The organism is Pirellulimonas nuda (genome assembly GCF_007750855.1).
Taxonomy (GTDB): domain Bacteria; phylum Planctomycetota; class Planctomycetia; order Pirellulales; family Lacipirellulaceae; genus Pirellulimonas; species Pirellulimonas nuda.
Genome location: NZ_CP036291.1, coordinates 5,266,628 through 5,293,296 on the forward strand (window position 1 = coordinate 5,266,628; position 26,669 = coordinate 5,293,296).

22 protein-coding genes and 1 tRNA gene are annotated in these 26,669 nt (G+C 66.7%); 11 read left to right on the top strand and 12 right to left on the bottom strand.

Annotated elements, in window-relative coordinates; genetic code table 11:
• Positions 1-7: 7 nt before the first annotated feature.
• Positions 8-718, bottom strand: a complete 711-nt coding sequence (gene bshB1, locus Pla175_RS20550) for a bacillithiol biosynthesis deacetylase BshB1 (RefSeq protein ID WP_145289879.1) — start codon at positions 716-718, stop codon at positions 8-10.
• A gap of 705 nt (positions 719-1,423) precedes the next feature.
• On the opposite strand from bshB1, the gene Pla175_RS20555 reads away from it, so the two are divergent.
• From Pla175_RS20555 to Pla175_RS20600, 10 genes are all read left to right on the top strand, one after another.
• A complete protein-coding gene (locus tag Pla175_RS20555) occupies positions 1,424-2,272 on the top strand; it encodes a YihY/virulence factor BrkB family protein (protein WP_145289883.1) in 849 nt (282 codons plus the stop codon).
• Between the two features lie 177 nt (positions 2,273-2,449).
• Entirely contained in the window at positions 2,450-2,995 is a 546-nt protein-coding gene (locus tag Pla175_RS20560; protein ID WP_145289886.1) for a hypothetical protein, read from the top strand.
• Positions 2,996-3,097: 102 nt separating this feature from the next.
• Positions 3,098-3,595, top strand: coding sequence for a hypothetical protein (locus Pla175_RS20565; RefSeq protein WP_145289889.1), 498 nt, complete (start codon positions 3,098-3,100; stop codon positions 3,593-3,595).
• Positions 3,596-3,910: 315 nt separating this feature from the next.
• A complete protein-coding gene (locus Pla175_RS20570) occupies positions 3,911-4,429 on the top strand; it encodes a gamma-glutamylcyclotransferase family protein (RefSeq protein WP_145289892.1) in 519 nt (172 codons plus the stop codon).
• 216 nt (positions 4,430-4,645) lie between these two features.
• Complete coding sequence (locus tag Pla175_RS20575) at positions 4,646-5,272, top strand: hypothetical protein (protein ID WP_145289895.1); 627 nt, start codon at positions 4,646-4,648, stop codon at positions 5,270-5,272.
• Between the two features lie 123 nt (positions 5,273-5,395).
• Positions 5,396-5,767, top strand: coding sequence for a hypothetical protein (locus Pla175_RS20580; RefSeq protein ID WP_145289899.1), 372 nt, complete (start codon positions 5,396-5,398; stop codon positions 5,765-5,767).
• Between the two features lie 313 nt (positions 5,768-6,080).
• On the top strand, positions 6,081-6,302 hold the full coding sequence (locus tag Pla175_RS20585; RefSeq protein ID WP_145289902.1) for a hypothetical protein: 222 nt from the start codon (positions 6,081-6,083) through the stop codon (positions 6,300-6,302).
• 178 nt (positions 6,303-6,480) lie between these two features.
• Positions 6,481-8,019 carry an alpha-L-fucosidase gene (locus Pla175_RS20590; RefSeq protein ID WP_197527020.1) on the top strand — a complete coding sequence of 513 codons (1,539 nt, stop codon included), beginning with the start codon at positions 6,481-6,483 and terminating at the stop codon, positions 8,017-8,019.
• 51 nt (positions 8,020-8,070) lie between these two features.
• On the top strand, positions 8,071-9,036 hold the full coding sequence (locus tag Pla175_RS20595; protein ID WP_145289907.1) for an alpha/beta hydrolase family protein: 966 nt from the start codon (positions 8,071-8,073) through the stop codon (positions 9,034-9,036).
• A gap of 91 nt (positions 9,037-9,127) precedes the next feature.
• Positions 9,128-9,200: transfer RNA gene (locus Pla175_RS20600), tRNA-Arg, on the top strand.
• Here Pla175_RS20600 and Pla175_RS20605 read toward each other — a convergent pair.
• From Pla175_RS20605 to Pla175_RS20640, 8 genes are all read right to left on the bottom strand, one after another.
• The gene (locus Pla175_RS20605) at positions 9,201-10,946 is read right to left on the bottom strand and encodes a DUF7453 family protein (protein WP_145289910.1); all 1,746 of its coding nucleotides are present in this window, start codon (positions 10,944-10,946) and stop codon (positions 9,201-9,203) included.
• Between the two features lie 188 nt (positions 10,947-11,134).
• The gene (gene ppk1, locus Pla175_RS20610) at positions 11,135-13,426 is read right to left on the bottom strand and encodes a polyphosphate kinase 1 (protein WP_197527021.1); all 2,292 of its coding nucleotides are present in this window, start codon (positions 13,424-13,426) and stop codon (positions 11,135-11,137) included.
• Between the two features lie 184 nt (positions 13,427-13,610).
• Positions 13,611-13,922, bottom strand: a complete 312-nt coding sequence (locus tag Pla175_RS20615) for a Dabb family protein (RefSeq protein WP_145289916.1) — start codon at positions 13,920-13,922, stop codon at positions 13,611-13,613.
• A 52-nt stretch (positions 13,923-13,974) separates the two neighbouring features.
• Positions 13,975-16,341, bottom strand: a complete 2,367-nt coding sequence (ftsH, locus tag Pla175_RS20620; protein WP_231953991.1) for an ATP-dependent zinc metalloprotease FtsH — start codon at positions 16,339-16,341, stop codon at positions 13,975-13,977.
• A 103-nt stretch (positions 16,342-16,444) separates the two neighbouring features.
• Positions 16,445-17,248 carry a toxin-antitoxin system YwqK family antitoxin gene (locus Pla175_RS20625; RefSeq protein WP_145289920.1) on the bottom strand — a complete coding sequence of 268 codons (804 nt, stop codon included), beginning with the start codon at positions 17,246-17,248 and terminating at the stop codon, positions 16,445-16,447.
• 175 nt (positions 17,249-17,423) lie between these two features.
• The gene (locus Pla175_RS20630; RefSeq protein ID WP_145289924.1) at positions 17,424-18,719 is read right to left on the bottom strand and encodes a glucose-1-phosphate adenylyltransferase; all 1,296 of its coding nucleotides are present in this window, start codon (positions 18,717-18,719) and stop codon (positions 17,424-17,426) included.
• A gap of 89 nt (positions 18,720-18,808) precedes the next feature.
• A complete protein-coding gene (leuS, locus tag Pla175_RS20635; protein WP_145289927.1) occupies positions 18,809-21,508 on the bottom strand; it encodes a leucine--tRNA ligase in 2,700 nt (899 codons plus the stop codon).
• A 29-nt stretch (positions 21,509-21,537) separates the two neighbouring features.
• Positions 21,538-22,233: a hypothetical protein gene (locus Pla175_RS20640; RefSeq protein WP_145289930.1), complete on the bottom strand. Its 696-nt coding sequence runs from the start codon at positions 22,231-22,233 to the stop codon at positions 21,538-21,540.
• Between the two features lie 340 nt (positions 22,234-22,573).
• On the opposite strand from Pla175_RS20640, the gene Pla175_RS20645 reads away from it, so the two are divergent.
• Positions 22,574-23,872: a homoserine dehydrogenase gene (locus Pla175_RS20645; protein ID WP_145289933.1), complete on the top strand. Its 1,299-nt coding sequence runs from the start codon at positions 22,574-22,576 to the stop codon at positions 23,870-23,872.
• A gap of 1 nt (position 23,873) precedes the next feature.
• On the opposite strand, the gene Pla175_RS20650 is transcribed toward Pla175_RS20645, so the two are convergent.
• The 3 genes from Pla175_RS20650 to Pla175_RS20660 form a co-directional block, all read right to left on the bottom strand.
• On the bottom strand, positions 23,874-24,287 hold the full coding sequence (locus tag Pla175_RS20650) for a hypothetical protein (protein ID WP_145289938.1): 414 nt from the start codon (positions 24,285-24,287) through the stop codon (positions 23,874-23,876).
• A 25-nt stretch (positions 24,288-24,312) separates the two neighbouring features.
• Positions 24,313-25,347 (bottom strand): DUF1559 family PulG-like putative transporter, encoded by a 1,035-nt coding sequence (locus Pla175_RS20655; protein WP_145289941.1) that lies wholly within the window; start codon positions 25,345-25,347, stop codon positions 24,313-24,315.
• A gap of 114 nt (positions 25,348-25,461) precedes the next feature.
• Positions 25,462-26,373 carry a lipase family protein gene (locus tag Pla175_RS20660; protein WP_145289944.1) on the bottom strand — a complete coding sequence of 304 codons (912 nt, stop codon included), beginning with the start codon at positions 26,371-26,373 and terminating at the stop codon, positions 25,462-25,464.
• Between the last annotated feature and the right edge of the window lie 296 nt (positions 26,374-26,669).

Consider the following 26,669-nt stretch of genomic DNA (forward strand, 5'->3'; position numbering starts at 1 on the left):
GGCAACTTCACACCAGCTCCCCAAACCCACTGAGCCCCAGCGGCTCGCGGCTCGCGAAGGGTTCGCCGTACGCCTTGCCGATGGTCTTCCCCCAGTAGGCCGCCTCGTCGCGGAGGCGGTCTAAAATCGTCGGCGGATCGGTCGGCCGGCCGGTGACGAACTGGCTTTGGTAGCAGGCGATCGCCGCCGCCTTCTGCTGCCACTGGGCAGAAATATCCAGCACAAACGCCGGCTGCGGCGCCATCTTTAGGTGCACGCAGTAGTAGCTGTAGATCCGCTCGGGGTGGTGCGGCTCGCCCGCCATGTCGGTCTTGGTGAGCTTCGACCAGAACCGCGCGTCCTCTACCAGCTTGGTCGCCGCGGTGTGGTCCGGGTGGGCGTCTTCCCAGTAGGGGGCGAACAGCCACCGCGGCCGCGTGCGGCGGAACACCTCGGCCAGCTTAGCCCGGTTCTCCAGCGTCGCCTCCAGCGAGCGGTTGGGCAGCCCCAGGTTCTCGCGCCACTCCAAGCCCAGCGCCTTCGTCGCGGCCGCGGTCTCGGCCGCGCGGACCTCGAGCGACCCGTGCGGCGTAGGCTCGCCGCTGGTGAGGTCGAGCACCCCCACCCGCAGGCCCTGGGCGATCATCTTGACGATGGCGCCCCCCATGCCAAGCTCGGCGTCGTCCGGGTGCGGGGCGATGATCAGGGCGTCGAGCGTCGAGGGCCGAGGGTCGAGCATGGCGAGCCGGGGGGCGAGCGTTGAGCAAAAAGCTGGTTTCGGTCAGGACCGTGCCTGACATCGACGGAGCGTCACCGGCGGACCGGCCGCCGCATCCGGGCTGGGCCCGACCCACCGGGCCGGGCCGCGACTCCCCTACTTGAACTACGTGGTTGGCCCCCATCAAGCGTCGCGACGGAGTAGTCCCTTTTTGTCCCTTTTGTCCCCTCTCCAGCGGCACACATTTTCGGACAAAACCCTCCCCCACCCCCGAATCCAGCAGAAAACAGGGCGCCCATCCCCCCACAACCCCGCAAACCCGCGGCATCCCGCTGCCCGGCAAGCGGTTCCGACCGGCCGCGACGGACAAAACCCTCCCCGAGCGGACACCTCGGGGACAAAACCCCGCGCCCATTTTTCTGCCCCCCCGGCGACGCGCAGCACCCCCCGGCGCCCCGACCGGGCGGTCGGCGCGTTTCGTACCGCCGCGCATCGAAGCGTCCAGAGGCCGGCGCCCCAGAAAACAGGCCGCGGCTCACCCCCATTCTCCCCGCCCGCGTGGCTATTTTCGACAACAAACCGCCAGAAACCGGGATGGCGGCCCCCCCGTCAGCCGTGACTCAACCCTCACCCCTCGCACCTAGCACCTCCCAGCTTCCCCGTCGTCTCGCATCAACCCAGCCGCTAGGGTAATCCTTGACCCGCCCCAACGCCCGGCCCGAGCCTATGCATGCCTACCTGCTCCGAGTCCTACGCAGCTTCGCCGAGGTCTGGACTCGCCTGCACGTCCCTTCGGCGGCCGCGGCCGTGGCGTTCTACACGCTGCTTTCGCTGGCCCCCATCTTGGTGTTCGCCACCGCCATCGCGACGCACTTCCTCAGCGACCAGCAGTGGCGGACGCTGATCGAGCAGCGGCTCACCGAGTCGGTGAATCCCGAGCTAGGAAAACTCGCCGCGTCGGTGCTGGAGAGCGGGTGGTACGAGCAGTTCGCCCAGGGGACCCTCGTCACCACCAGCGTCTCCGGCGTGCTGCTGGTGATTAGCGCGTCGGCCATGTTCGTGCAGCTCCGCCAGAGCCTGAGCGAGATCTTTGCGTCGTCGCACCAGTCCGACCGCTCCGCTATCCGCACCTGGCTGGTGGGCCGCTCGGTGTCGGCCGCGTTCGCCATGGCGGGCGGGGTGCTGCTGCTGGCCTCGCTGGCGGGGACGGTGGCGCTGCACGCCGCCAGCAACATGCTCTCAGAGAAGCTCGGCGTGCCCGCGTCGGTGTGGAACTGGCTGGGGTACCTGCTGGTCGCGGCCATCATCGCCGCGCTGTTCGGCCTGCTCCCCACCAAGCGGCCCCCGCTGGGCTGCTTGCTGGTGGGGGTGATCGTCTCCACCATCGGCTTCGGCCTGGGACGCTGGGCGTTCGGCGCCTACATCCAGCACAGCCTGATCGCCACCGCCTACGGCCCGGCCAGCTCGCTGGTGATTTTCTTGTTGTGGGTTTATTACTCGACTACGATCATCCTGACCGGCGCGGTGCTGAGTGAAGCGCTGGCGCGGCAGGCGCCTCCCTCGGGTGAAGGCTGATCGCGGGGGTGCGGTGTGGGAAGGGAGAGGTGGGGATGGGGGGATGGGGGGATTGCGGGCAAGGGCGCTGCGGCATCTGCCGTTGGCGGGATCGCTGTGGTTCCTGGGAGATGGATCAACATCCCGCCGATGTTTTTTTTGCGATCGAGGCACACGCAACGTAGCTCACTTGGATCAATGACTTCCACCAAGTCTAAATTGGCCCGCGACGTCCCGCCGACGATCGATCTCCGGCCGTCAGCGAACGCATTTCAAGCATCTTTGGTTCTCATTGCTTCTCTGATCGGGGCGTTGATCGGCTTTCAGATCGTGGCGAACGGCCGATGGATTGCCGCGGCCTGCGGTGGCATCGTCGGGATTATTGCTGCAACGTTCGTAAGCGGGTTCCTTCTGATGTTCCTGCCTCAGGCGATTCCGCATATCGAGATTCAGGCCTCCATCCATAGATACCAAAACCTTCGCCGCCGACTGACAGTTTTGGCATGGTGCTATGTAGTTTGGGGCGCGATTGCGATTGGTTGGCTCGCGATTGAATTGCCCACCAACGACTGGCTAATCGCCATCTGGCTACTCTTGATGCTCATTTGCTATGCGGTACTCGGGCACACTGCTCGCCTACTAGACTTGTGGCGATGCCCCGCCTGCGACCAAATGTTTGGCCGTCGTGCCTCCTTTGAGCGATACCCTCACTGCTGTCGGAACTGCGGCTTCACGGTTCCATAGCCCACGCCTTTCGGAAGTAACAGGAGAAGCAATCGCCGCGTGCCACTGCTGGCTCAGCCGAAGGCAAAAAGGCGCCAGGAACCTCTTTTTTGAATAGGAGCGATGAAGGTTCCTGACACCTTCTTCGGTCCATCAATGTCGAATGGCAGCGGCACATCCGTATCGTTTATCATGCCTTTCTCAGTCATGCCATATAAAAACTATTTCATGTTTCGCTTCAGTATGCGAAGTGCGTTGACTACCGTTACGATGCTCGCGTTGGCGATTATTCTTTTCCGTGACCTGACGAATGTACGAAGCGCCAGACTCGACTTCAGTCGAAGCAGTCAGGCATGGCTGGCAAGCCGCATTACGCTAAGGGAGGTAGTGACGGCGGCGGATAGGCTCTACAAAGCAGAAGAAGTGTCCGTCTGGACGTCACGTACTGAAGCAAATCGGCGACAGGCAAACCGCCTAGAACAGCTAGCGGATATGTCAGAACGTATGCAAATTGAAATGCCGCCCGCGAGGCGTTTCGAGCAGGACACTGTGCTACTTGAATTGAGGGGCACTGTGGCACGACTGCGTGAAAGACAAAAAGGTGTCAAGAATGCTCCGTAGAAAATCCCTCCATGCTAGCTAAGCCGCGATGATCGTGAGTTCGGGCTCGAAAAGGGGTCAGGGGGAAAAAGTTGTCAGGAACCTTTTCTGGATGAGAACGAAAAAGGTTCCTGACACCTTTTTTGGTCGGTCAATGCTTTGCCTTTGAGAGCGGAAAAGGTGTCAGGAACCTTTTTGGCTTCATAGTCACCATGGCGGCCCTTTAGAGCCCCAATAATCAACCGGCAAAGGTCCAGCTTGCCGACGAAACTGGACCTGTCGCCTGTTCGTCGCAACATTCACCGCGGCCTAGCGAAAGGCGCCGCCTGACAGCTTATGCCAACCCCAGCAGACCAATCCTTCTTGTACTTCGCGTACGGATCGAACCTACTGACCCGGCGGCTCCTCGAGCGAACGCCCTCGGCGAAGAAGGTTGCTACCGGCCTTCTGCGTGGCTACGAACGGCGCTGGCACGAGGCGTCGCTCGACGGCTCGGGGAAGTGCGACGTCCATTTCGTGGGAGACGCCGCTTCACACGTACGCGGTGTGGTTTATCAGATCGAGCTCGCCGAGAAACCGGTGCTCGATGCGGCAGAAACCCTGGGGGTTGGGTACGACGAGAAGCTTGCTCCCATCGAGACCACCACGGGCACGCTGAGCGCCTGGCTGTACTATGCACTCAAGATCGATGCCGATGCCGTTCCATACGATTGGTATCACGCGTTGGTGGTATCCGGAGCAGAGGAGCACGCCTTCCCCCCCAGCTACCTCCAGGCCCTGAGAGCTGTGCGAACCAAACCCGACGAAGACAAGGCGCGATCGGCACGCTATTTCGGTCTCGCGAATGCTGTCTGACCCTCGAATCAAGCCGGGCGCCATGCTCCACGCTTGTCGTGGGCATGCGTGGCTCGGTCATAAAAAGGTTCCTGACACCTTTTTTTGTTCCTTTTAGCCAGGGGAACGAGAGGGGACGTGCTGCATTGTCATCGTAGGGTAGAATGCCATCACTAAATCACCGCGCTGCGGCCCGATGATCGTCGTCCACCATCAAGCGCGCGGAACGAAAACGCCATGGCAAGCCGATGGGAACACGCAACGCTCGCCTACGTCGTCCAGCACATCGACCCGGCCGCGGTCGGCGGCAAGGCCATCCGGTCGGTCGGCCTCGATCCGCGGCTGTTCGACGGGAAGCCGGAGTCGCATGGCGCGGCCGCCCACGAGCTTCGAGGCGTGTACGAGCTGCTGGCCAAGTCGGCTCGGGATGCGGGTCGGCTTGCGGAGGGAGAGCCGCTTGTCAGGCAATGGGCGCTCGCGTGGGACGTCTACTCGCCGAAGTTGAAGCGGTTCATTGAGGTCGACGAGCACCAGCACTTCTCTCGCCCCCGGCTCGGCCGTCTGGAAGCCAACCGCACTGCCCCGTGGGCGCCGGTCTACTCGGCCTACTTCTGGGAGGAGACGTTCCCTCGGCTCGTAGACAAGCCGAAGCACGACCAAGACCCACCGCACCGTGACGAGCAGCGTGCATACCGAGACGAGTTGCGAGACCGCCTCCCCGCTCTCTACGGCCTGGGCCAAACCATCCGGATCGACGAGTTTACTCTCAAAGCCGACGGGCAAGAGAGCCTCAGCCAACTGATCGCGCAAGCCGACAACCACACGGAGAGCGGGCCAGTGAGTGGCTGGGGTCGGAGCCGCTAGGCGCAGCCCCCAGCGGGGGCTCGGACCGCGTGCGACATCCTGCCAGCCGCTGCTGGGGGCTTCGGCTGACGCCTACGACCCCAGCCACCCACCACCCGAGCGCCCGGCGCCGCCGCCATTACAATGCACGACTCCAACCCCTACTCGGCGCCACAAACGGCGGACGGTCGAACTGGGAACGAGCCGCGTTTGCGGCCGCCGTTGCGATTGGTCCGCGTGCTGATTTACGCGCACCTTGCCGTGGTGTGCTACTGGGCTGCCTTCACGCTATCGGACACCGGACAGATCGAGGTCCCGCGTCTGGTCACGCAACTGTTTTCCTTTCTTCCCTTGCAGATTCCCCTCGCAATCTCCTGGCTGATCTTCCCCGGCATGATGGTCTACGCGGTGTCAAAAACGCCCGATCGATCCCCATGGTATCGGGTACAAATGGTCGCCGGAGACATCCTGCTCTCAGCATTCCAGCTGTGGGTGATGGGCCCATTGGTACAATAATCTCGATGGTGGAAGTGGAGGGCAGATCCACCCTCGTCGGCCTACACCATTGCACCGCGGTGGGTGGCTGGGGTCGGAGCCGCTAGGCGTAGCCCCCAGCGGCGGCTCGGACCGCGTGCGACATCCTGCCAGCCGCTGCTGGGGGCTTCGGCTGACGCCTGCGACCCCAGCCACCCACCACATCGTCTTTCAATGGTCGCCCCCCGCTATCTTCCCGCCAGCGCCGGCCGTGCGGGCTGGGGGGGATGTGCCGGCCCCGCATGAAGCCGGGCCGCTTCCCGCTGAGCGAATGGGGGGCGAACGCCGGGCGGCCGTGTCGATAGCCGTCCGTATGGAGATCAGCACCGACGCCGCGATTAGCGCCCTGCTCAACGCCAAGCAGGGCGCCGTGCAGTCTGAGATCGCCTTCTCGGTGGCGGCCAAGGCGCTCGACGCCCAGCAGGCCGCCGGCGACGCCGCGGTCGGGCTGATCGAGTCCGCGGCGCGGCTCGGCAAGGCCGCCGGCAGAGGGGAGCGGTTCGACGCGGTGCGGTAGCCGCCGCGGGCGCGGCGACGCGCCCCCGCCATCCACGCCTGCGCGTGCTGCTGTTTTTCTTGCGATGGGTCTCCCCCTGGATTACGATCATCGTGCCCGGGGCGGGCGCCGAGCGGACCGCTCGCGCTGCCGCCCTGCGGCTCACACGATCGTGCAGGCGGAACAGGGGAGCAGGGCCATGAACTTGGCGTCGAAGAGGTTAGTGGCGTGCTGTGTGGCGGCGGCGATGTTCGGCTCGGCTGCCGTGTTCGGGCCGGCTGGGATGTTCGGGCCGGCTGAGTCGCAGGCCGCCCAGAGGCCGCGGAAAGAGCGGGCCGCCGCGCCGAACCGAGACAACAGCTTCGCGGTCCGCTTCCCGGAGGGCCTGCGGCAGACGCCGGATTCGGTAGCGCGGCAGGAGCAGTGGTTCCGCGACGCCAAGTTTGGCGCGTTCATCCACTTCGGCGTCTATTCAACGCTGGAAGGGGAGTACCAGGGCCGCGGCTCCGGCTTCCGCTACTCGGAGTGGATCCAGATCTCCGCCAAGATCCCGGCCGAGGAGTACCATCAGGTCGCCGCGCGGTTCAACCCGGCCGAGTTCGACGCGGACCAGTGGGCGAAGACCTTCAAGGATTGCGGCATCCGCTACGTGGTGATCACGTCGAAGCACCACGACGGCTTTGCGCTCTTCAAGTCGCTGGTGAGCGACTACAACATCGTCGACTACACGCCGTTCAAGCGAGACATCATCAAGGAGCTCAGCGAGGCGTGCCACCGCCAGGGCCTGAAGTTCGGCGTGTACTATTCTCACGCGCAAGACTGGGACGAGCCGGACGCCCCCTTCCTGAACAATCGGGCCAAGCGGACGGACATCCACCCCGACCTGCCGGACGACTTCCGGCCCGACATCGACCGCTACATCACCCGCAAGAGCCTGCCCCAGGTAGAAGAGCTGGTGAAGAACTACGAGCTCGACCTGATCTGGTTCGACACCCCGGTAGAGATGAACCTGGAGCGGGTCAAGCGGTTCAGCGAGGTGGTCCGCAAGCACCGCCCCGACTGCCTGATCAACTCGCGCATCATCCACTCCGGGAGGGGGACGATCGAAGCGCAGTACCTGCCGTACTACGACTATGTTTCGATCGGCGACAAGGAAGTCCCCACGCGCAAGCTCCCGCTTTATGTCGAGTCCCCCGACAGCGTCAGCTCTTCGTTCGGCTACAAGACCAAGGGGGAGTGCTACTACCATTCCGAGAAGGAGATGATCGACCGCTTCGTGCACACCGTGTGCGCCGGCGGGAACGCCCTGATCAACAACGGCCCGATGGGCAACGGCAGGCTCGACCCCGAGGCCGTGCGGCTGTACGGCGCCATCGGCGACTGGCTGAAGGTGAACGGGGAGTCCATCTACGCCACCCGCCGCAACCCGCTGCCCGAGCGGCCGGCGTGGGGCGACGCTTCGGTGAACAAAGACGGCAAGACGCTCTACCTGCACGTGCTGGAATGGCCCGAGTCGGGCGCCCTCGGCGTGAGCGGCCTGCCGGGCGTTGTCACCTCGGCCAGCTTCCTGGCAGGGGGTGATGCGGCCCCCTTCTCCCAGCAGGGCGACGCCCTGACGCTGTCGCTCCCCGCGGCGCCCCTGGATCCGTACGACACGGTCATCAAGCTCTCGCTCGACACGCCCGCCGGTTCCGGTTCGGCCCGTTCCCCGGCGGCCCAGGGCGAGCGGGCCCCGTAGCCCGCCGGATCGGCGGCGCGTCCATCAGACGCTCTTCTTGAGAACAACCCCATGCGCACCCTACCCCTACTGCTGGTCGCCATCGCGGCGGCGGCCCTCACACGGCCGGCCCTTTCGCAAGAGGCCCAGAAGCCCGAAAAGAACGCGCCCGCCTACCTTCAGACGGGCGCCCAGCGCAAGCTCGACTTCGTCTACAAGCAGGTGCTCGGCAGGGAGCTGTGCCTGGACCTCTACTACCCGCCGGGGGATCGGGACGCCCCGTGCCCGCTGGTCATCTACACGCACGGGGGAGGGTGGGCCGCCGGCAGCCGGCACGGCGTCTCCAAGAGGCTGTTCGAGCCGCTCTTCAGCCGGCTGATCGAGAAGGGCTTCTGCGTGGCGACGGTCGACTACCGACTTTGGAACAAGGGCCGCAAGACCTCGATGCGCGACTGCGTGATCGACTGCAAAGACGCCGCGCGGCGGCTCGCCCAGCAGGGCCGGTCGCTGGGGGTAGACCCGCAGCGCTTCTTCGTGATGGGGGATTCAGCCGGGGGCCAGATCGCGCAGATGTTGACGCTCACGTCGCCCGAGGTGTTGCCGGGCGACCCCGAGCTTGCCGACGTTTCCTACCGGGTTGTGGCCGGCGTTTCCTGGTACGGCCCGTGCGACTTCGAGAACCAGGACCTGTTCAACCACGACGATCGGCCGGACTTTAAAGACCGCTTCGGCGCCCGCATCTTGAGGCCCGACTCGGACCCGGGCGAGAAGACCTCGCTGTACCGCGAGATGAGCCCCATCAACTACCTGACCAAAGACAGCCCGCCGCTGCTGATGGTCCAGGGCGACCAAGACACCACCATCCCGGTCAAGCACGCGCTCGCCATGCAGCAGCGGGCCGAAGCGCTCGGGGCGCCGGTAGAGGTGGTGATCGTCAAGAACGCCGGCCACAACTGGCGAAGGGTGGGCGCCGACATCGACCCCCCGTTCGAGGCGATTGTCGACCGAAGCGCGCGGTTCATCGAGGATCACCGGTAGAAGCCGGCTCGGGCGCCCGAGCGTATTGCCGGCGGCCCCGCAAAGAACTACTTTGTAACGACTTCGGCGCCGCGCCACGGCCGCTGAGCCCGCCCTCGTAGCTCAGGGGATAGAGCATCGGTTTCCTAAACCGTGTGTCGCAGGTTCGAATCCTGCCGGGGGCGCTAAACCGGCCCGCGGGGGCTGCTTTCTGCCGCTTGTGGGCGGTTGTCGCCCGGCGTGCTTCTGCGTCGCCGGGCACGCCAGGCCCCTAGCAGCGCCGCCCCGGCCAGGGTTTGCAGCGTCAGCGACGCGGGCTCGGGGACCCGGATGGTAGCGATGAACACGCCTTGCGTGCCGTCCGTGAACCGGAGGGTCGCGGCGAGCTGACCGGCGGCGTTGAAGCTCGTGGGACGGCCGCCGCTGCCGTTTGAGAGCGAGTAGAAGCCGATGTTTTGGATCGTGCGGATGTCGTCGATCAGCGGATCGGGGTTCACGTCGAACGGGTCGCCCTCCCGAAAGATGAGCCGCAGGACCCCCTGGCTGTCGGCGCCGAAGACGCCCAGGTCGTTCGAGCCGTTCACGCCGGCGCCGGTCAGCGTGGCGAGGAACGCTACCTGCGCGTTGTCGTTCAGCACCGGTTCGCCCAGAAACGCGAAGCTCACGCCGGGCGCAGCGACCGGGGCCGCGTCGCCCCCCCGCGCTACGAGGTTCAAATCGCCGCCGGCCGCGGTGAAGACCGCTAGGTTGTTCGTGTTGTTCAGGCCCGGGCCGGTGAGGCGGGTCTGGAAGGCGATCTGGCCCGACTGGTTCAGGCTGGGGCGCCCGAGCTGGGGACCGAGCTCTTCTCCCGGACCAAGAAGGCTCGGGGCGTCGCCGGCCCGGGCGACCAGCTCCAGGGTCCCGCCGCTGCTCAGGTAGATGGCTCGGCCGTTCGATGCGTCTACGCCGGCGCCGGTCAGGCCCGTGAGGAACGCGGTCGCGCCGGCGTTGTTGAGCTCGGGGTAGGCGTTGGACATATCGCCGAACCGCACCCCCGCGCGGGCGCCGGGCGCCGGGTCGCCCGCACGGGCCACCATCGCCAGCGGGCCGTTCGATTGCGAGAAGATCGCGAAGGAATTGGCGCCGTCTACCCCGGCGCCGGCCAGCTCGGCGAGGAAAGCGGTCTGGCCCAGGTCGTTCAGAACGGGGTCGTAGCGCAGGGCGCCGAATCGGACCCCCGGGCCCGCCCCCGGCGCGGCGTCTCCCGTAAGGGCCACCAGCCCCAGCGCTGCGCCGGACTGCAGGACGATCGCCTGATCGAACTGGGGCGCGCTGGTCGAGTTGTCGACCAGCGCGAGGTAGGCGATCTGGCCCCCGTCGTTCAACTGCAAGAGTTCGCCGAACGAGCGGAAGGCGGCGCTCGGCCCCGCCAGCGGCACGGGGTCGCCCCGTTGGGCCGATAGCTGCAGCGCCCCACCGGTATCTAGGTAGTGTGCGAGCTGGCTCCCCGAGGGCCCGCCGGCCAGGCCCGCGAAGAACGCCGTCTGGCCCGCGTTGTTGAGCACGGGGTTGTAGTCGAGGCCCTCGAATCGGTACCCGGGCGCTACGCCCGGCGCCGGCTGGCCGGTGCGCGCGATCAGGCGGAGCGGCCCACCCGAGTACGAGAGAAGCGCCAGGTCGTTGGCGAGAGTGACGCCGGGGCCCGAGACATTGGCGCCAAACACGAGCTGCCCGCCGGCGTTGAGCGAGAGGCCGAGCACGCCCAGGTCGGAAAACGCGACGCCCGGCTCTGCCCCCGGCACTGGGTCGCCCGACAGGACGACCGTCTCGTAGGAGACCGGCTGCGCCCGGCAGTCGCCCGACACCGCGGCTCCAAGCACGCCAGCGATCAGCCCGAGGGCGAGCAGGCGGGCAGAACCAGGCGGGCCTAGGTCACGGCGCAACTGCATTAGACAGGCTCCCAGAACGGCGGATATCCTTGTCGCGTCACCCCCTGGTCCGCCACGCCTGGCGAAAGCAGGAGGCGCCGCGGACGGGGTTCTCGGACCGGTCTGAGGGTACCCACGATCCGGGTCCGCAGCAAGCAAACGCCAAGAACTCCGAAAGACAAGGATTCCGAAGGAGTGGGCGGCGCGCGTTACTTGGCCGCACGCGAACCCCGCTTCCCCGTCTTGTCTGGGTTCTTGTCTCGGCTCTTGTCCGAGCCGTTGCGGTCCGCCTTGTGCTTGCCGTGCGACAGGGATTTTTGCTCGCCCTGCTTGCGGCCCGGCTTGGACTTCCGCTCCGACGGCTTGGCGGCGGGGACCGGGGCGGTGGACCCCGGCGGGGCGGGGCCCGGGACGGCCTCCACCGGCGTCTGCCCCAGCAGCACGTGCTGGCTGCGGATGGCCACCTGACCCGCCGCGGCCGAGACGCGGCTGTAGCCGCCGTCGGCGCTCAGCTCGCGGGCGCGCTGGTTGTCGCGTAGCTGGGCCGGGATGATCTCCTCCACGATCCGCCGCTTCAGCTCCGGCGCCTCGACGGGGAACATCACCTCGACCCGCCGTTCGAAGTTCCGCGGCATCCAGTCGGCGCTGGAGAGGTAGACCCGCTGGTCCTCTCCCTCGCCGAAGACAAACAGCCGGCTGTGCTCGAGGAAACGGTCGACGATGCTGCGGACGCGGATGTTCTCGCTCAGCCCGGAGAGCCCCGGCCGCAGCGAGCAGACGCCGCGCACCACCAGGTCGATCGGCACCCCCGCGCCGCTTGCGCGGTAGAGCGCCTCGATCGTGGGGCGGTCGACCAGGGCGTTGAGCTTGGCGAAGATCCGCGCCGGCTTGCCTGCGGCGGCCCGCTGGGTTTGTTCATCGATCAGCTCGAGGGTGCGCCGGTGCAGGTCTTGCGGGGCCACCACCAGCCGCTGCCAGGCGTGGTCCTGCGAGTAGCCGGTGAGGAAGTTGAACACCGCGGCGACGTCTTCGGTCATCACCTTGTCCGCGGTGAACAGGCCGAGGTCGGTGTAGATGCGGGCGGTGGTGGGGTTGTAGTTGCCGGTGCCCAGGTGGGCGTACCGGCGGGTCTTCTTCCCTTCCTGCCTCACCACCAGGGCGAGCTTGCAGTGGGTCTTGAGGTCCATAAATCCGAACACCACGTGCACGCCGGCCTGCTCCAGCCGACGCGCCCACGAGATGTTGTTCGCCTCGTCGAACCGCGCCTTGAGCTCCACCAACGCCGTGACGTGCTTGCCGTTCTCGGCGGCCTCGATCAGCGCGCTGACGATCGGGCTGTCGCCGCTGGTTCGGTACAGGGTCTGTTTGATGGCCAGCACGTCCGGGTCGCGGGCGGCGCGCTGCACGAAATCGACCACCGGGCGGAACGAGTCGAACGGGTGGTGCAGCAAGAAGTCGCGTTTGGCGATCGAGGCGAACAGGTCGGCGTCCTCGCGCAGCTCCGGCTCGACCTTCGCCGCGAAGGGATCGTCGCGCAGGTCGGGGCGCTCGACCTGGCCGATCAGCTCGAACAGCCCCGTCATGTCGAGGGGGCCGTTCACGGGGTAGACCTCGTTGTATCCCCCGTCGGCGCCCCGCTTGAGTTGTTCTTCTTCCACCAGCAGGCTCAGCAGCTCTGGGGGCATGTCGGCGGAGACCTCCAGCCGGACCGCCTCGCTCCGCTGGCGGGCGCGCAGGCGGCCCTCGATGGCGCGCAGCATGTCGTCCCCCTCCTCGTCCAGCAGGTCGACGTCCTGGTCGCGGGTGATGCGGAAGGCGCCGACGTTGACGATCTGGTACCCCCCGAACAGCTCCGGCAGGCGGCCCGCCACCACCTCTTCCAGGCGGATGAAGTCGGTCAGGCTCTCGGGGTCGATGGGCACGTACCGGGGCAGCACCTGCGGCAGTTGCACCACGGCGAACATCCGCCCCGGGCCGATGCCGTGCGTGCGGCGCAGCGTGGCCGCCAGGTAGAGCCCGCGGTTGTGGAAGCGGGGGCTGGGGTGGCTGGGGTCGATCGCCATCGGCGTGAGCACGGGGAACGCCCGCTGGCGGAAGAACTTGTCGAGGTTCTTCCGCTGCGCCGGCGTGAGGTCGGCCTCGACGTGGATCCGCACCCCCTCGGCCGCCAGCGCGGGGCGCACCGAGGCGGTCCAGCACTCGTACTGCTGCTCGACGAGCTGCCTCACGCGGAACGCGATCCGCTGGAGCTGGCTGAGGGGCGAGAGGCCGTCGGTCGGGGGGTCTTGCGGCGGCAACGCGCCGAACGCCTGCTCGCGGAGGCCCGCCACGCGGACCATGAAGAACTCGTCGAGGTTCGACGCGAAGATCCCCAGGAACTTCGCCCGCTCGAGCAGCGGGTTCGACGCGTCTTGCGCCTCTTCTAGCACCCGCGCGTTGAACTCCAGCCAGCTCAGCTCGCGGTTGATGAAGTGCTCGGGAAGGAATGTCGGCGCGGACATGGGCTCTCGGCGGGGGGCGTGCAGCTCAAACATACCACACCCGGAACACCGGGATGGATGCGTAGTTTACGCCGATTGCGCCGGTTTTGCAGGAGAGCCTTGGGGGCGGCTCCGCTTCCTGACGGGCGCGGCTCGACTGCGCGATTGTTGAGCCGCGCCCGTCAGGAAGCGGAGCCCCCATCCGCTACACGTAGCTGTCGAACACCCGCACCTGCTTCCAGCCCCCCTTAAAACGCTCTACGAACTCCAGGTGACGCGGGGAGGTCTGGTAGGCGTCGTGGGCCTCCTTCGACTCGAACACCGCGTGCAGGGCGACGTGGAACTCCTGGTCGTTCACCGGGCGGTCGAACTCCTCGCCCCGGGCGCCGGCGCTGAAGTAGGCCAGCCCCGGGTGGTTGGTGAGGTACTTCATGCAGCCGTCGACCAGCCCCTGGGCCTGGGCCGGGTCGTTGAGGGTGAAGAACACCATGTGGGCGAGCTGGTTGTCGTCTGCCATCGGTCGGCCTGGGAGTAAGAGGAACGGGGAGGGAACGCCGGCGACCGGCGGCCTACTTCGGGGGGTCGCTGGCGGAGGAAGCGACCTCGATGACAACCCCGGAACGCGGCCCGGGGGCCGAGGGGCCGATCAGCTCTTCGACCTCCAGCGACGAGATCTCTTCGCGTTCGAGCAACGCCGTGGCGAGCGCCTCGAGCTTGTCGCGGTGGTCGGTCATCAGCCGGCGGGCGCGGTCCGCCGCGGTGTGCAAGATCTTGGCCACCTCGTCGTCGATCAACTGCATCGTGTGCTCGCTGAACTGCCGGTCGTGCTGCACGATCTCGCGGCCCAGGAAGGGGTGCTCCTCGGTGGTGGCGTAGGAGACCGGCCCGAGCCTCTCGCTCATGCCCCAGTGGGTCACCATCCGGCGGGCGATCTGGGTCGAGCGTTTGAGGTCGCTCTCGGCGCCCACGGTCACCTCGTCGAACACCAGCTTCTCCGCCGCGCGCCCCGCGAGCGCCATGGTGAGCTGCGCCTCGATCTCGTGCCGCGAGGTGTTGTGGATGTCTTCGTCCGGCGACAGGTGGGTGACCCCCAGCGCGCGGCCGCGCGGCAGGATGGTCACCTTGTGAAGCTTGGCCGCGCCAGGCATCAGCCACGCCACCAGGGCGTGCCCCGACTCGTGGTAGGCGGTGACGCGGCGTTGTTCTTCGGTGAGGATCTCCTCGCGGAAGTCCCCCATCAGCACCTTGTCGCGGGCGTACTCAAAGTCATCCATCGTCACGAACTGCTGGTCGTGCCGGGTGGCCCACAACGCGGCCTCGTTGACCAGGTTCTTGATCTCGGCGCCGGTGAGCCCCGTGGTGGCGCGGGCGAGCCGCTTAAAGTCAACGTCGTCCGCCACCGGCACCTTGCGGGAGTGGACCTCGAAGAGCTGCTCGCGTCCCTCGATCGTCGGGCGGTCGACCGTGATGTGGCGGTCGAACCGGCCGGGCCGCAGCAGCGCCGGGTCGAGCACGTCGGGGCGGTTGGTGGCGGCCATCACCACCACGGTCTCGCCGACCGAGAAGCCGTCCATCTCGCTGAGGATCTGGTTGAGGGTTTGCTCGCGTTCGTCGTGGCCCCCCCCCAGGCCGGCGCCGCGCTGGCGGCCGATGGCGTCGATCTCGTCGATGAAGATGATCGACGGGGCCGTTTTCCGCGCGGTCTTGAACAGGTCGCGCACGCGGCTGGCGCCCACGCCGACAAACAACTGGATAAACTCCGAGCCGCTGACCGAGTAGAAGGGCGCCCCCGCCTCGCCGGCGACCGCCCGGGCCAGCAGCGTCTTGCCGGTGCCGGGGGGGCCGTTCAGCAGCACCCCCTTGGGGGGCTGCGCGCCGAGCCGCTGGAACTTCTCCGGCTCGCGGAGGAACTCAACGATCTCTTTGAGGTCGCGTTTGGCGCCCTTGAGGCCGGCGACGTCGTCGAAGGTCACCTTAGGGGTGGTCTCGCCGTCGTACTTCTTCGCCGGGCTGCGGACCACGCCCCCCAGCATGCCGCCGCCACCCAGCGGGTCGCGGGACCGGCGGTACATCGACCACATGCTGTAGGCCATCACCCCCAGCACGCCGATCCACAGAAAGGTGAGCAGCGGCCCGAAATCGAACGGCGGCTGGATGCGGTACTCGACGTTCCCGGCCTCGAGGCGGCGGATCAGCCCGTCGCTGAGCTCAGGGCCCGGGAGGGTGACGACAAACAGCTCGGGGAGCCGCTTGGGATCGGCCGCGGGGTCGGTCTTGGCCGCGTCGGTCTTCGCATCGGTCTTCGCATCGGTCTTCGCATCGGTCTTCGCATCGGTCTTCGCGTCGGCCTCGGCTTCGGCGAGCTTGTCGCCGGCGCCGGGCGCCGCGGGCTCCTCCGCAGCCGGGGGCTGCTGTTGGGCGGGTTGCGCCTCGGGCTCGATTGTTGACGCGTCGGTCTTCTCGGCACTGGCGCCCTCGGCGGCTGCGTCTCCGGCCGCTGGTACAGCTTCCTCGCCTGGCTCAGGCGCTCCCTCGGCAGGGTCGGCCGCGGGGGAGTCGGCCACGGGGAGATCGAGCAGCGGCGCCTTGCGGAACTTGCCGCTCCCCTCTTGGCCCTGGATGATCAGCAGCTCGACGTTGCCGGCGTCGACTTCGGCCAGAAAGCGCGACATCGGGATCTCGGCCCGCACGCCGGCGGTCATCTGGGCGTACCAGATAGCCACCAGCGCCAACGCGATCATCGCGATCCACGCCACCGGCGCTACGCCGGAGGGGGGCGGGGGCTGCTTGGCGCCGTCGCGGCCCCGCTTGGGCTTTGCGTCGGGGCGTGGGCCCGTGGCCTCTGGCGGCGACGCGCCCGCGGGACGCTTGGCGGGGCCGATCCCGTTCGATCCGGAGGCGTCGGGCGGGAGGGGTTTCTCGGGAGGGTCTGGCATGTCGCGGGGCGTGGCGGGGGGTGGTCACGCCGACTCCTTTGCCGACGACCCGGGACATTGTAGCGCCCAAAGAGCCAAGGGCGAACCGGGGCCAACTCTGCGGCTACTCGGGCGCCTTTTGCTTGGTCAGACGGCCGTCGTCGAAGGTCTGCTCCACCACCTTGCCGTCTGCGCGCCACACCCGGGTGAGCCCGTCGCGTTTGCCGGCCACGAAGGTGATCTCGGCCCGCTTGTCGCCCGCCTCGTCCCACTCGGTTGCGACGCCGTTGAGCACGCCGTCCTCAAATGGGGTCTCCTGGGCCGGCGATCCGTCGACCCGCCAGGTCTTCCAAACCCCGGTGGGCTTGCCGTCGGCGTAGTGCTCTTCGCGGACCTTGACCAGCTCGGCCGACTCGTCGTCGGACGGGGCGTAGGTCACCCAGTCTCCCTTCCGCTTGCCCACGGCGTACTCGCCGTGGGAGAGCACGCGGCCCTGCGGGTCGAGGGTCTCGATCACGCCGTCCGGCTTGCCGTCGACGTAGGTCACCTTCTTCGCGACCTCGCCGTTCTCGTGGTAGAAGACCCACTCGCCGACCGGGTCGTTCTTGGTGAACCGCCCCTCGGTGAACAACTGGCCGTTCTCAAAGTACTCCCGGTAGACGCCGTTGCTCTCGAAGCTGTCGTCGGAGTAGCGGGAGACCTCGCGTTCGAGCCGCGGCTTACCGTTCTCGTATTTGTCCGACTGCAGCTTGGTTTCGACCAGCGCGGGGGGCGGGGGCGTTTCGCCCTCGTTCAGGAACACCGGCGGGCCCGTGTAGGGCTCGATCTTTGTGTCGCGCGGCCCCGGCTGGGCCATCAGTCCCGGCGTGCAGGCAGCGGCAAGCAGGGCGAAAACGGAGAAAACGATCGTACGCAGACGTATCGGCATGGCTTGTTGGATCGATCTAGAGTAGCGGAACGGCTCTTGGACCCGGGACCGGCCCCGGGTTCACTATGGCGACGATTGCCCGCTTCGTCCACGCGGCGCAGCGGCCCGCGGGCGAAGCGGCGGCCGCGACCGGCGCGGCTGAACCGGTTGTAGGGCCTGGCGCCGGGGCGGGCCGCTACGCGAGCCGCCAGCCGGCCGCCAGGGAGTGATTCTTGGGGACAACCAAGATCCCGTCGCGGACCACGCAGTTTCGGCCCTCGCCGAGCTCGTCTTTGCCGGTCTCGTTCACTACCCGTACGCCCGCGGCCACCCGACAGTTCTTGTCGATGATGGCTTTCTCCACAACACAGCCGGCCCCGAAGCCCAGCGGCGGCGTCCCGGGGTCGAGCGCCGCGAGGTCCGACGGGGTCTCGTAGTAGTCGGCGCCCATGACGATCGAGTCGCGGATCACCGCATCGCGGCCGATCCGGCACCGCAGCCCGATGACGCTGTTCTCGATCACCGCGCCCGGCTCGATGACGCAGCCGTCGGCGATCAGGCTTTGGCGGATCTGGGCGCCGTCGACCCGCGTCGGGGGGAGGAACCGCGGCCGGGTGTAGATGGGGGCGTTCGACGTGGCCAGCTCGAACGGCGAGTCGGGGCGGGCCATCGCCAGGTTCGACTCGTAGAACGACTTGATCGTGCCGATGTCTTCCCAGTACCCGTCGAACAGGTGCACCTGCACGCGGCGTTCGTTGATGGCGCGGGGGAAGATCTCCTTGCCGAAGTCGGACGAGTCGCTCTGCTCCAGCGCCTCGGTCAGCGTCTTGCGGTTGAACAGGTAGATCCCCATGCTCGCCAGGCAGTCGCGGCCCTTGCTGTCGACGCCGTGGGCGTCGATCCACTTGGGGTCCATCCGCACGCTATCGAGCAGCTCATCTGTCTTGGGCTTTTCGACGAAGCCGATCACCCGGCCGGTGTCGTCTACCCGCATGATGCCCAGCGCCGAGGCGTCCTTGCGGTCGACCGGGATCGCGGCGATCGAGACGTCGGCGCCGGCGGCCTGGTGCTCGGCCAGCATCTTGGCGTAGTCCATCCGGTAGAGCTGGTCGCCGGAGAGGATCAGCACGTACTCAAACTGCTGCGCCAGCAGGTAACGCAGGTTCTTGCGCACCGCGTCGGCCGTGCCCTGGTACCAGTCCAGCGACGCGTCGGCGTCCATCGTCTGCTGGGCGGCCAGGATCTCTACGAACCCGCCCCCGAACGCGTCGAAGCGGTAGGTGCCGCGGATGTGCTGGTGCAGGCTCACCGTCATGAACTGCGTCAGCACGAACACGTGGTTCAGCCCGCTGTTCAGGCAGTTGCTGATGGGGATGTCGATCAGCCGGTACTTGGCCGCCAGCGGCACCGCGGGCTTCGATCGGTACGAAGTAAGGGGTTGAAGGCGCGTGCCCCGCCCGCCACCCAGCACCACGGCAACAACGTTCTTCATGATGAGCTCTCTTAAGTTTGAACCGCCAAGGACGCCAAGAGCGCCAAGCTTGTCGGTTGTTTCTTGGCGCTCTTGGCGTCCTTGGCGGTTTAATTCACGTCTTTTACGACAAGGTTGACCAGGCGGCCCGGCACAACGAGTTCTTTGACAAGTGTTTTGCCGGCGATAAGCTCCGCGATCCGCGGCTCGGCCTTGGCCGCCGCGAGCACCGCCGCGTTGTCGGCGTCGGCGGGGACGGTGATCTTGGCCCGCACCTTCCCGCCCACCTGCACCGGAAGCTCCACCGAGTCTTGCTTCAGGTGCGCCTCATCGTAAACCGGCCACGGCTCGTAGGCCAGCGTGCCGGCGTGGCCCCGTGTCGAACTACCCAGCGCCCGCCACAGCTCTTCCGCGATGTGCGGCGCGAACGGCGAGAGCAGCAGCACGAACGGCTCGATGCAGGCCCGCGGGCGGACCTCTTCTTTGTTGAAGAAGTTGACGAACTCCATCATCCGCGCGATCGCGGTGTTGAAGCTCAGCCGGTCGATGTCTTCGGTGACCGACTTGATCGTGGCGTGCAGCACCCGGAGCTGCTCGGGGGTAGGGGCCGCGTCCGTGACCTTGGCGTCCACCACGATCTCGTCCGCGGTCCAGTCCAGGCACAACCGCCAAACGCGGCCCAAGAAGTTGTAGACGCCGTTCACCCCCTCCATGCTCCAGGGCTTGGAGTCGGGGAGCGGGCCCATGAACATCTCGTACAGCCGCAGTGCGTCGGCGCCGTATTCGGCCACCACCTCGTCTGGGTTGACCGAGTTGCCCCGGCTCTTAGACATCTTCTCGTTGTTGGCGCCCAGGATCATCCCTTGGTTCACCAGCTTCTGGAACGGCTCCGCCGTGGAGACCACGCCGCGGTCGTACAGCACCTTGTGCCAGAAACGCGAGTACAGCAGGTGCAGCACCGCGTGCTCCGCCCCCCCGATGTACAAGTCGACCGGCATCCAGGCTTTCTCGATCTCGGGGTCGACCGGCGCGTCTTCGTTCGCGGGGTCGAGGAACCGCAGGTAGTACCAGCAACTGCCGGCCCACTGCGGCATCGTGTTGGTCTCGCGCTTGTAGGGGACGGCGTCGATCTCGGGGTACAGCCAATCGTCGGGCGCCTTGTCGAGCGGCGGCTCGGGGCGGCCGTGCGGTTTGAAGTCGTCTAGGTGCGGCAGGTCGACCGGCAACTGGTCTTCGGGCACCGTGCGCACGCGGCCGGTGGCGCGGCCGTGGGCGTCTAGCTCGTGCAGGATGGGGAACGGCTCGCCCCAGAACCGCTGCCGGCTGAAGAGCCAGTCGCGCAGCTTGTAGTTCACCGCCTGACGGCCGACGCCGTGCTCGGCGAGCCAAACGGTGATGTTGTTCTTGAAGTCGGCCGTCGCGGTGCCGTCGAACGGGCCGGAGTTGATCGCCACGCCGAGCCCGGGGTAGACCCGTTTGCCGGCCAGCACCTCGGCGCGCTCGTCCGCCGTCACGGCGTCGCCCGGGTCGACTACCGCGCGGATCGGGATGTTGTACTGCCGGGCGAACTCGAAGTCGCGCTCGTCGTGCGCCGGCACCGCCATGATGGCGCCGGTGCCGTAGCTGATGAGCACGTAGTCGGCGATCCAGATCGGGACCTTCTCTTGATTCACCGGGTTCGTGGCGTACGAACCGGTGAACACCCCCGACTTCTCCTTGGCCAGCTCGGTGCGGTCCAGGTCGCTCTTGAGCGAGGCCTCGCGTACGTACCGGGCCACCGCGTCGGCGTTCTCCGGCGTGGTGAGCGCGCCGACCAGCGGGTGCTCGGGGGCGATCACCATGTAGGTGGCCCCGTACAGCGTGTCGGGACGCGTGGTGTACACACGCAGCGAGTTCGAGGCGGGCTTCTCGGGGAAACCCGCTGACCGTAGGTCGCCGGCCGCCGGCTGCGCCGCGGCTGTGCCAGAGCTGACCGCGGAAAGCTGTTCGCTGACAGCCAGCTTGAAGTCAACCTCTGCCCCCGTGCTGCGGCCGATCCAGTTGCGCTGCAGCGCCTTGACCCCCTCGGGCCAGTCGAGCTCGTCCAGCCCCTCGGAGAGCCGGTCGGCGTAGGCCGTGATCCGCAGCATCCATTGGCGCAGCGGGCGCCGCTCTACCGGGTGCCCGCCCCGTTCGCTCTTGCCGTCGACGATCTCTTCGTTGGCCAGCACCGTGCCCAGCGCCGGGCACCAGTTCACCGGCGCCTCGCTCTGGTAGGCCAAACGGCGCTCGTCGACCCACTTGCGGGCGAAGTCTTCGCCCAGCGACTGCACCTCTGCGGGGATCTCCAGCTCCGTGATCGGGCGCCCGCGCTGCTGCTGCTTATCGAACCAGGTGTCGTAGAGCTGCAAGAAGATCCACTGCGTCCAGCGGACGTAGGGCACGTCCGTGGTGGCCAGCTCGCGTTCCCAGTCGTAGCTAAACCCCAGCGACTTGAGCTGCCGGCGGAAGGTGCTGATGTTCTTTTCGGTCTGCGAGCGCGGGTGCTCGCCCGTCTTGATGGCGTGCTCCTCGGCCGGCAGGCCGAAGGCGTCGAAGCCCATCGGGTGCAGCACGCTCACCCCCCGCATCCGCGCCGATCGGCAAACGATGTCGGTGGCCGTGTACCCCTCGGGGTGCCCCACGTGCAGGCCGTCGCCGCTGGGGTAGGGGAACATGTCCAGCACGTACAGCTTCTTTTCGCCCGGCATCTCGGGCGCACGGAACGTCTTGTGCTCGTCCCAGTAGGCCTGCCACTTGGGCTCGATGGTCGCGGGGTTGTAGCGGGGCATTGAGGGTGCGGAATGAGGAAAATGGTAGTTTAGGAATCTTGAGTCGTCGTGGAATCTGCCGCGCCGTTCCTGCGTAGCATCCACACTGCGCCTGCGACGAGCAATGCGACGCCACCAGCGATCATTCCACTGCTTGCCGCTACAGAGGTAGGTCGGCGACCGGCCTCCAGTAGCAGCAGATCGTCGAGGTCGAGGCCTGGAAAACCCTCAGACATTAGTTTCTTCTCGTCGCTGCCCAGCCCTTCGATTCGACTCACAACTAACCCTTGGACCGAATTGCGCCCCTCAAGCCCGCTCGGGATATCTCCGACAGTCTTGAACTCCTTGGTCCTGACCAAGACCTTGAACCCATCAAGTGCAGGAAGTTCTTGGTCGGTAAGCTTGTCTAGGCTGCCATACTCCGCTTCCAACGCACTAATCGTACGCACGTATTCGTGGTCATAGGACATCACCGGGTAGTAGCACCAAGTGCACTTTGTTCGTTCGTCAAGCTCTTTGCCGCCGTTGCCTGTCCATTTCTCGTACTCGTAGATTGCAGCCCCGAATACCGCGACATGCTCGGAAAGCAGCCAGTGGTTGTTGTCAATGATCGCGCCCGACTCGACTTCTGCTAAATCAACTCCGACTGGCTCCGGCGTGGAAGACATGCCGACTCGCAGCTCCTGGATACCGAAGTAGGCAAGGACTGCGCCTCCGAGCACTACCAAAGCTTTGGTTCTAAACATTTGGGCCGGTTCCTATCTTCGAGAATGGCGTCGGTATCGCATCCGACAGCCCGCTCTGGCCGGCGTCCCCGGCATCTCGGGCGCACGGAACGTCTTGTGCTCGTCCCAGTAGGCCTGCCACTTGGGCTCGATGGTCGCGGGGTTGTAGCGGGGCATTGGGGAAGAACAGGGAGTACGGGCTGCGGAATGGATAGCCCACAGAGTCTAACGCTGAGCCCTTCCGGCCGAAACCGATGGCGGCGTAGGGTGCACGCAGTGCACGAGGGGCGGTATCAACGCTGCCGCTTGGTGCACTGCGTGCACCCTACACCTTCGCCGTCCGCAAACTACGATGGACCCTATGGAAAAGACCAAAGTCGCCCTGATCGGGCTCGGAACCGTGGGCGCCGGCGTCGCCCGGCTGCTGCTCGACCACGGCGACCGCACCGCCCGGCACGCCGGCCGCGTGCTGTGGCTCGAGAAGGCGGTCGTCCGCGACCTCAAAAAGGCCCGCGGCTGCCAGCTACCCGAGGGCGTGCTGACCGACCGCCTGGAAGACGTGATCGACGACCCCGAGATCAAGGTCGTCTGCCAGCTCATCGGCGGCATCGAGCCGGCCCGCAGCATCATGCTCCGCCTGCTCGAGGCGGGCAAAGACGTGGTGACCGCCAACAAGGCGCTGATGGCCGAGCACGGCCCAGAGCTGTGCGACGCCGCCCGCGAGCTGGGCCGATCGATCGCCTTCGAGGCCTCGGTGGCCGGCGGCGTGCCGATTATCGCCAATCTGTCGACCTGCCTGTCGGCCAACCAGGTAGAGTCGCTGGCCGGCATCCTCAACGGCACCAGCAACTTCATCCTCACCAAGATGCACGCCGACGGGGTCCCCTACAGCGAGGTGGTGGCCGAAGCCCAGCGGCTGGGCTACGCCGAGGCCGACCCCGCGATGGACGTCGACGGCTCTGACGCCGCCCAGAAGCTGGCGATCCTGGCCCACCTGGCGTTCGGCGCCCGCGTCGACTGGAAAGACATCCCCCGCAGCGGCATCGATACGCTCGACCTGGCCGACGTCCGCTACGCCCGCGAGATGGGATACACCATCAAGCTGCTAGCGGTCGCCGAGCTCGACCGCAGCGAGGCGCTGGAGCTGCACGTCACCCCAACGCTGCTGCGGGACGGCTCGCCGCTGGCGGAGGTGTCGGGCCCCTACAACGCGATCCGCGTCGTGGGCGACGCGGTCGGCCCGCTGTTCTTCCACGGCCAGGGCGCCGGGCAGATGCCGACCGCCAGCGCCGTGGTGGCCGACCTGGTCGACACCTGCGTGGGGCGGACGGCGATCACGTTCCGCTCGCTCGAGCTGTGGAGCAACCGCCCCGCACGCGTCTCGTCGGCCGACTACGCCGACGCCGAGGGGCGTTTCTACCTGCGGGCGATGGTAGACGACCACCCGGGGGTGCTGGCGAAGATCACCGCGGCGCTGGGCGCGAGCGAGATCTCGATCGCCAGCGTGCTGCAGCACGAGCCCAAGGAGAAAGGGGCGCCGGTCTCGCTGGTGATCATGACCCACACCACCACCGAGGGCGCCGCCGGCCGGGCCTGTGCGGCGATCGCCGCGCTCGACTGCGTGCGCGGCGAGGTGGTGCGCTTGTGGGTGCGGGACTAGCCTAGCCCGCGTTGTTGATCTTCGGCCCCTTGGCCTTGCCGGGCTGCAGCTCTAGGTCGATCGTGTTCTTGCCGGGCTTGACCTCAACTTGAAAGTCGTCCGGCAGCTCGCCCGGCACTGGTTTGCTGCGGTCGGAGCTGGTGATCGACACCTTGTGCTTGCCCACCGCCGCGCCGTCGTTGGCGTTGGTCGTGGTGAGGCGGTACTGCCCCTGGCTATCGACCTCGCCAAACGCGGCCTTGGTGGCGGCGTAACTTTCTCCTGGGGGCGGCACCGGGCGGAAGTAGACGACCACGCCTGTCACCGGCGCGCCGTTAAACGACACCGTGCCCGAGACGTCCCCCATCGACGCGCCGCCGCAGCCGGAACACAACACAATGCCAAGCAGGGCGACGCCCGCCAACGTAGTACGCATCAAATCCAGCGCCTCAAGAAAGAGATCAGAATTCTAGCAGGGTCTCACCGCCGGCCCGCGTGCCGAGGCCCGCGTAGACCTCCCAGTCGATGGACTCGGTGATGAAGTGGCCAGAGCCGTCGCAGAAGCCATAGACCGCGCCTCCGGGGTGGGCGCTGCTGGCCGCGTCGCGGTCGAACCAGTTCACGGCCGCCCGGTCGAGGGCCCACATGTTGAAGAGCGTATCGTCCTTGTCACCATGAGTTCCAGGCCAAGTAGGCCAGCGGTACTGCCCGTCGTCGGTCCCTTTGTTGGTTTCCCAGAGTTCAACGTTGCTCGGGATGTTGGCCGGCGGCACCAGCATCTCTACCTCGCCGATGATGATCGTGTGTGACGTGCCGTCGGTGATCTTGCGGATGCTGGTCGGCTTCTCGATACGGTCGGGAGAACCCGGATACAGAACGCCGATTAGTTGTCCGATCGGGATCGCATTGCTTTGCCCGGCGAGCGTGAAGTTGAGCGACTGCGTGGTCGCCAAGCCATTGTTTCCGCCGTTGTCTCGCACCCCGCGGCAGCCGCGGTAGTTCGACGTGCCAAACTGCAGCGGGTTGCGCGAGTTGGCAAGAGCCGGGTCGGTGTCTGCCTCGGCCATCTGGGACGAGGGGCAGCGGAACGCGGGCTTCGATTGGCGCACGATTTCTTGTACCGCCAGCGGCGCCTGCGTTCCGGGGGTGTTGGACTTCAATACCAAGAAGTCGTAGATCGTGTCATAGGTCGGCTGCTCTTCCATGTGCGGAAGGATGTCGGTGATCCACGACGGCCCGGTCCGGCCGTTGGCGGGGATGCTGGTGCCGTTCGGAAAGGCCTGCGCGGTGTCGTGGTGCAACTGCAACCCCAGCAGCAACTGCTTCTCGATGTTGATGCACTGCGTGCGGCGCGCCGCCTCGCGCGCCGCCTGCACCGCCGGCAGCAACAACGCCACCAAGATGCCGATGATAGCGATCACTACCAACAGCTCAACCAACGTAAACCCCGCCGACCGCTGGAGGGCGCGACGCAACCGCGAAGTCGGAACATGCATCGAAAGCGTGTCCTGTGCAGCCGAGAGTCAATGAGAAGAAGAGTGAACGGCCACGGGCGCTCGGCAAAGCCACCCGCGGGTTCGTATTCAATAAACAAATAATCTCTTTCGATGTCAAGAAGACGCCAAGGATTTTTCGTCGTCCCCCAGCGGGTTGGGGGGGCAGAAGGGGTGGCCGTAACCCGACTCTTCCTCGTCGATCTCCGCCAGGATCGCCCGCAGGTAGTCCCCCATGAAGTGGTCGGAAAACTGATCGATCCGCCACTTCGTGAGCCCGCGGACAAAGCCCCACCAGCGGTCGCGGGCCTTCCAGACCCCCCGGACCCGGCTGATCTGCCCCTTGCGGTTCAAATAGACCTCCGTGCCGGAGTGGCGGTAGCCCATCCACCGCGGCGGGACGCGCGGCACGACGTCGTTGTTGTTGACCCAGCGGTAGTACTCGATCCTGGTGTGGCTCACGTACCGCTTGTTCCCCACCCGCGGCGCCCCGAAGGTGAACAACGCCCGGGGGTTCGAGCTGATTTGCGACAGCTTGCACCGCCCGGCGCAGATGGCCGCCATCGCCCCCCCGAGCGAGTGGCCCGCGAACCACAGCGGCCGCTCGTTCGACGCCAACGCCTTTTCTAGCCGGGGCCAGAGGTCGTCCATCTCGCGTTTGAAGCCGCGGTGGACCCGCCCGGCGGTCTCGGCCACCACGCTAGCGGCGTCGAGGTCGGCCCGGATGTCGTTCCACTGGTTCGGCTCGGTGCCGCGGCAGACGACGACCGCGTCGTGATCGTTGCCGAACAGGTAGGCCTGGGCGCCGTGGCGGTCGTAGTAGCGTGTTTCGGGCAGCCCCATCGCATTGGCCAGCCTCCCCGCCTCGCCCCGCGAGGCGTACGACAGGCTCGCTAGCTCCGCAAACAGCAGCGATTTACGTAAGAAGCTGAGCGACTCGATCGGTCCTTCCAGCTTGGAATGGACGGCCGTCTCGCGGACGATGTCCTTGAGCTGAGCGTCGTCACGGCCTATCTCGTCGAGTTCCATCGCTAGCGTTCCGTCACTCCGTGATTGCCATCGAGCCGCAGTCTAGGCCCCAACGGCGGGCGCCTCAAGCGGAACGCCCGAAGCAGCAAGCACGAGCGCGGCGCCAAGCGAAAGCGGTTGCCCCGGCAGGCTCCCTACACCAAGAAAGCAGCAGCGTGCATCTCAAGAAAAAGAGAACCAATAGCCGACGGGCTCCGCCCCGTCGGTGAATCGGAGCAACAAACCGCATCCCACCACACCGACGGGGCGGCGCCCGTCGGCTATTGGCGGTTCTGGGTGGGGCTCGCTTGGGTGGG

Coding starts and splice junctions, on each gene's coding strand:
- Pla175_RS20575 (WP_145289895.1), top strand. CDS start 4,646: ATGGCAAGCCGATGGGAACACGCAACGCTCGCCTACGTCGTCCAGCAC.
- ftsH (WP_231953991.1), bottom strand. CDS start 16,341: ATGCCAGACCCTCCCGAGAAACCCCTCCCGCCCGACGCCTCCGGATCG.
- Pla175_RS20655 (WP_145289941.1), bottom strand. CDS start 25,347: ATGCATGTTCCGACTTCGCGGTTGCGTCGCGCCCTCCAGCGGTCGGCG.
- Pla175_RS20565 (WP_145289889.1), top strand. CDS start 3,098: ATGAAGGTTCCTGACACCTTCTTCGGTCCATCAATGTCGAATGGCAGC.
- Pla175_RS20660 (WP_145289944.1), bottom strand. CDS start 26,373: ATGGAACTCGACGAGATAGGCCGTGACGACGCTCAGCTCAAGGACATC.
- Pla175_RS20630 (WP_145289924.1), bottom strand. CDS start 18,719: ATGAAGAACGTTGTTGCCGTGGTGCTGGGTGGCGGGCGGGGCACGCGC.
- Pla175_RS20595 (WP_145289907.1), top strand. CDS start 8,071: ATGCGCACCCTACCCCTACTGCTGGTCGCCATCGCGGCGGCGGCCCTC.
- Pla175_RS20570 (WP_145289892.1), top strand. CDS start 3,911: ATGCCAACCCCAGCAGACCAATCCTTCTTGTACTTCGCGTACGGATCG.
- Pla175_RS20580 (WP_145289899.1), top strand. CDS start 5,396: ATGCACGACTCCAACCCCTACTCGGCGCCACAAACGGCGGACGGTCGA.
- Pla175_RS20645 (WP_145289933.1), top strand. CDS start 22,574: ATGGAAAAGACCAAAGTCGCCCTGATCGGGCTCGGAACCGTGGGCGCC.
- ppk1 (WP_197527021.1), bottom strand. CDS start 13,426: ATGTCCGCGCCGACATTCCTTCCCGAGCACTTCATCAACCGCGAGCTG.
- bshB1 (WP_145289879.1), bottom strand. CDS start 718: ATGCTCGACCCTCGGCCCTCGACGCTCGACGCCCTGATCATCGCCCCG.
- Pla175_RS20555 (WP_145289883.1), top strand. CDS start 1,424: ATGCATGCCTACCTGCTCCGAGTCCTACGCAGCTTCGCCGAGGTCTGG.
- Pla175_RS20650 (WP_145289938.1), bottom strand. CDS start 24,287: ATGCGTACTACGTTGGCGGGCGTCGCCCTGCTTGGCATTGTGTTGTGT.
- Pla175_RS20560 (WP_145289886.1), top strand. CDS start 2,450: ATGACTTCCACCAAGTCTAAATTGGCCCGCGACGTCCCGCCGACGATC.
- Pla175_RS20590 (WP_197527020.1), top strand. CDS start 6,481: ATGAACTTGGCGTCGAAGAGGTTAGTGGCGTGCTGTGTGGCGGCGGCG.
- Pla175_RS20615 (WP_145289916.1), bottom strand. CDS start 13,922: ATGGCAGACGACAACCAGCTCGCCCACATGGTGTTCTTCACCCTCAAC.
- Pla175_RS20625 (WP_145289920.1), bottom strand. CDS start 17,248: ATGCCGATACGTCTGCGTACGATCGTTTTCTCCGTTTTCGCCCTGCTT.
- leuS (WP_145289927.1), bottom strand. CDS start 21,508: ATGCCCCGCTACAACCCCGCGACCATCGAGCCCAAGTGGCAGGCCTAC.
- Pla175_RS20605 (WP_145289910.1), bottom strand. CDS start 10,946: ATGCAGTTGCGCCGTGACCTAGGCCCGCCTGGTTCTGCCCGCCTGCTC.
- Pla175_RS20640 (WP_145289930.1), bottom strand. CDS start 22,233: ATGTTTAGAACCAAAGCTTTGGTAGTGCTCGGAGGCGCAGTCCTTGCC.